The organism is Acinetobacter sp. YH18001 (assembly GCF_013416975.1).
Lineage (GTDB): Bacteria > Pseudomonadota > Gammaproteobacteria > Pseudomonadales > Moraxellaceae > Acinetobacter > Acinetobacter pseudolwoffii.
Genome location: NZ_VPEU01000085.1, coordinates 1 through 4,885, shown reverse-complemented (window position 1 = coordinate 4,885; position 4,885 = coordinate 1). Strand labels below are relative to the sequence as shown.

Here is a 4,885-nt window from a genome sequence, read left to right as displayed (position 1 = left end):
CGTTCCAGCCAGAAAAAATTTCCCATCGTATGATCCTAATATCATATTTAATCTCTGAGGAATAAACTGTACGTCCTTCATATGAAATGAAGATGATCGTAGCTGATTTTGATGAAGTGAGTCCCCTCAAGCGGCCAAGTAAATGGCATAGCCACTGAAAAATCATCAGATTAATAAAATTTTAGGATCTGATTCAGATGAAATCGACAAGTAAATCTATTGTGAATAGGGATGATGCTAAATATTCCAGGATTTTCCTATATAGCCTTCTACCGCTGAAGGGATTCGTTTTAAAGGTCTTTATATTTTAAAAGAGTTTGATGGACGGGATGGGTTTTGGGCATTAGTTCAATCAGGCGTTCCACCGCATCAATCGCTTCAGGGAAATGCGATACATGTTTCAGCAGGACGTCAGTTTCATTGGCTTTAAAAATGGCATTACTTAGACGTGATTCCAGACAATCTCGCCAGGCACATAAAAATGGACTTTCCGTTTTAGCCAGAAATACGCCAGTACATAATTTTAGGGCAGAATTAATATATCCAGCATCCAGAGACTGTTCGGTAAGTAAAAAATCGGCCTCTACATGTACCAATAATCGGTAAGGCCTAGAACCTAACATGCCCCCCAGTACATCGCGCAACTGCGACATTTCTGCTTTTAAGGTGCCCATACTAACTTTGCGTTCACCATATAAGGCCTGATGCAAGGTATCCAGACTCAAGCCTTGCGGGCATAAGGCCAAAATGGTCAAAATTTCAATCTGGCGAGGGGTCAGAACCAGCATCTTGCCATTAAACAGTATTTGGGGTACTGAAAAAGCCCGAATGAACAGGCGTTGCTTCTGGCATTCTAACAAAGCAGATTGAATGATTGTGGCGCAACGCTCAGCAGCCAACAGGGCCAAACTGTTATGCTTCTGCCAAGTGGTAGATAGATCAATGACACCTAAGATCTGTTTTGAATAGGGATCGATAATCGGTGCAGCATAACAAACCCAGTCATGAATGGAGGACATGTAATGTTCACTGGAAAAGACACAGGTGGATTGTTGCGTTTTTAAGGAGAGTGCCAGTGCATTGGTTCCGACCAGCTCTTCGCGCCATTGCCCACCTTCAATAAAATGTACACTTTCTGCGGCACTTTGCATTTGTGGGCTAGAAGCTGCCCAAATGATGGTACTGCCGATATCTCCGACCGCCAGCACCATAGAAGATTGCTCGGCAATATGTTTTAAATCCTGAGCACAATGTTGCAGGGCTTGGGCTAAAGTTGAGGAAGAAGTGGTCTTTTTTAAATCCGTCAGCGGTGCTGCTAAACGATTCTTCGGGATTTCAGCCGAGGATGAACGTTGCCAGGAGCTGGCAATACTCTGTCCCAGCTGTTCTGCATGTAAGGGAGACAAACTGCTGTTTTGCCGAAGCTGATCAGTATTGTGCCTTTTTTCCATCAAATCTTGTTTTGTCATCATTCCTTATTCTCACAACAATTCATGATTTACATCCGCTGTAATCGTTATTTTTTTAAAATGGATGAAAATATCGTGAACATGCTAGCTCCAACCTTTTTCCAACCTTATACCAGTTATATTAATCAAATAAGATGCAGAAGTACCTTATACCAAAGCTGTAGAAGCGGTTTTGCCATACGAAAATAAGCAAAGGAAATACATATGCGTTACGTCAATCCTAATCAACCTGGTTCAAAAGTTCATTTTAAAGCACAATACGAGAATTTTATTGGCGGCGAATGGGTCGCTCCGGTCAAAGGTGAATACTTTGACAACATCTCTCCGGTAGATGGCAAAGTCTTTACCAAGGTTCCGCGTTCTTCTGTAGAAGACATTGAATTGGCCCTGGATGCAGCGCACAAAGCCAAAGAACAATGGAACAGAGCATCGCCGACCACCCGCTCCAATATTCTGTTGAAAATTGCCGATCGTCTGGAACAAAATCTGGAACTTCTGGCTGTGGCAGAAACCTGGGACAATGGCAAACCGATCCGTGAAACGCTGGCTGCCGATATTCCGCTGGCTATTGACCATTTCCGTTATTTTGCCGGCTGTATTCGTGCGCAGGAAGGCGGCATTTCCGAAATTGATGAAGATACGATTGCTTATCATTTTCATGAGCCGTTGGGCGTCGTGGGTCAGATTATCCCGTGGAACTTTCCGATTCTGATGGCTGTCTGGAAACTGGCACCTGCCCTGGCTGCGGGCAACTGCATTGTGTTGAAACCTGCAGAACAGACTCCGGTCAGCATTCTGGTGCTGGCTGAACTGATTCAGGATATTTTGCCACCGGGTGTCCTGAATATCGTCAATGGTTATGGGGTTGAAGTCGGTCGCCCGCTAGCCACCAACCCACGCATTGCCAAGATTGCCTTTACCGGTTCCACCGCCGTCGGTCAGATGATCATGCAATATGCCACCGAAAATATTATTCCGGTGACGCTGGAACTGGGGGGTAAATCACCGAATCTGTTCTTTGCCGACATCATGGATCAGGAAGACGATTATCTGGACAAAGCGCTGGAAGGTTTTGCCATGTTTGCCCTGAACCAGGGTGAAATCTGCACCTGTCCATCGCGTGCGCTGATCCAGGAAAGTATTGCTGACGAATTTCTGGCGCGTGCCGTTGAACGGGTGAAACGGATTAAAACCGGGCATCCGCTGGATACTGACACCATGATTGGCGCGCAAGCCTCACAGGAACAGCAGGACAAGATTCTGGGCTGTATTGCCACTGGTCGTGAAGAAGGCGCACAGATCCTGACTGGTGGTGAAGCACGTCAGGAAGTGGGTCAAGGTTTCTATATTGAGCCGACTATCTTTAAAGGCACCAATGACATGAAGACCTTCCAGGATGAAATCTTCGGGCCTGTATTGGCTGTGACCACCTTTAAAGACTTTGATGATGCGATCAAGATCGCCAACGATACGATTTACGGACTCGGTGCCGGGGTCTGGTCACGCTCAGCGCATACTTCCTACCGTGCTGGCCGTGCCATTCAGGCCGGTCGGGTCTGGACCAACTGTTATCACATCTACCCTGCGCATGCGGCTTTCGGTGGCTATAAAAAATCCGGCATTGGTCGTGAGAATCACAGAATGATGCTGGATCATTATCAACAAACCAAAAATCTGTTAGTGAGCTATTCGACCAAACCAGCCGGGTTCTTTTAAGAAGTGAAATACATTCAAAGCGAACTTCGGTTCGCTTTGAATGTATGGTAGCTAGCTTTCACAAAATATCAGCAACATCTTCAAGCTGCGGCCAATTCAAATAAAGTTTTTAGTCTATAAACACTTTTTTTAAAGGAAAGAGCATCACCTCAAATTTCTATTTGCAATAGTGTCATTTCAAGATAATTTCACTCTATAAAGATTTCGCCACATTCTCCAGCCATTCAGTGCAAGAAGAATAAAGAGAAAATAGAGTACGGCTGTTAAATACAATGATTTATGGGTGTACATACCGACATAAATCACATCTAGAACACACCACAAGCCCCAGCTTTCAATATATTTTTTTGCCGCCCAATAACTTGCCACCAAGCTAAAAGAGGCTAACATGGAGTCCAACCAAGGTAGTGACGCTGCGGTGAAATGAGCAAATAAGGCACCAATCACCAGACCAGCGACAATACCCACAATCAGGCTATATACCCAGATTTTTTTATTCAAATAGCCAATCTGTACAGTCAGATCCTGGTCTTGATCTTTCTTCGACCAGCTATACCAGCCATAGAGTTGCATCAAGATAAATACGGCTTGTAATGCTGCGTCTGCAAATAAATTGACACGATAAAAAATAATGATATACAGAAATACAGCGACAATATTCACTACCCAGCAGGCTTTATATTGTTTAGACGTCAACCAGACACCTAAAACATTTAAAATGAACGCTGCAATTTCTATATTTTCCATAGCAATATAACCTGATTAAGCAGCCAATTTAGAAGTTCAGATTGAATGACAAGGTTGCTGTACGCGGCGAACCCAAGAATAAATAATCGTCACCCAAAAATTCACCTGCATCACGCCAGTATTTCTTGTTGAACAGATTATTAATATTCAAGCGTAGCAATGCATCGGTCGTATTTAGCTTAAATTGATAAGCAGCGCCTAAATCAACCACACTATAACCTGCGACTTTCGCAGCACCCTCTTTGTTAGCATATTTGCTGGAACTGTATTGACCACCTGCCAGAACAGTGAAACCTGCAATGCTCGGTACGTTATAGCGAAGATGTGTTGCGAAACGAACTTTTGGCACGTTTTGCGCCTGATGATTGCCATATTCAACCGCTTCTACATTTTCTAAACGGGCTTTAGTCAAGGCTAAAGATGAAGTTAAGGCCAGATGATCGGTTAATGCACCATTCAGTCCGAGCTCCAGACCCTGACTATGTTGTTCGCCTTCCGCAACAAAATAGCGAAGTCCTGAAATCGGCTTGCTATATTGGTTGTCTTGGCGTAAATCAAATAGCGAGGCAGTCAATAAAAACTGCTTGATCTGTTGTTTTAGGCCAATTTCATATTGCTCTGAATAGATCGGCGCTAGAGTTTCAGCAGCATTCTCTGCAAACCAAGGCGCTGTCTTTCCATCTGACAAACCTTTGGCATAAGAGGCATACAGAGTTGTTGACTCTACCGGGCTATAACTCACTGCAAACTGTGGTAAAAATTTGCCTAAATCCGTATCACGAACTTTTATTACCTGCTTACCCTCTGCATCATAAGCATGTGCTTGTTCATCAAGCTCGATCCATGTTGCCCCCAATCCCTTTAAAATTCTTAAATACGTTTTAATAGCAGTAAATGACGCTGTTCGTCTAAGCGCGGAACTTTAAGTTCAATAATCTCACAACTAAATTCAT

The 4,885-nt window shown here is 43.8% G+C and carries 3 protein-coding genes and 2 pseudogenes; 1 reads left to right on the top strand and 4 read right to left on the bottom strand.

Annotated features, from left to right (window positions below; translation table 11 throughout):
* Positions 1 to 290: 290 nt before the first annotated feature.
* Entirely contained in the window at positions 291 to 1,472 is a 1,182-nt protein-coding gene (locus FTV48_RS14085) for a transcriptional regulator (protein WP_159516848.1), read from the bottom strand.
* 201 nt (positions 1,473 to 1,673) lie between these two features.
* On the opposite strand from FTV48_RS14085, the gene FTV48_RS14080 reads away from it, so the two are divergent.
* Positions 1,674 to 3,185 (top strand): aldehyde dehydrogenase family protein, encoded by a 1,512-nt coding sequence (locus FTV48_RS14080; RefSeq protein WP_159516849.1) that lies wholly within the window; start codon positions 1,674 to 1,676, stop codon positions 3,183 to 3,185.
* 177 nt (positions 3,186 to 3,362) lie between these two features.
* Here FTV48_RS14080 and pnuC read toward each other — a convergent pair whose 3' ends face one another.
* From pnuC to FTV48_RS14065, 3 genes and pseudogenes are all read right to left on the bottom strand, one after another.
* Entirely contained in the window at positions 3,363 to 3,932 is a 570-nt protein-coding gene (gene pnuC, locus FTV48_RS14075; protein WP_103800505.1) for a nicotinamide riboside transporter PnuC, read from the bottom strand.
* Positions 3,933 to 3,960: 28 nt separating this feature from the next.
* A pseudogene (locus FTV48_RS14070) lies at positions 3,961 to 4,788 on the bottom strand (TonB-dependent receptor); the annotation flags it as partial.
* A gap of 14 nt (positions 4,789 to 4,802) precedes the next feature.
* Positions 4,803 to 4,885: pseudogene (locus FTV48_RS14065) on the bottom strand (16S rRNA (guanine(527)-N(7))-methyltransferase RsmG); the annotation flags it as partial.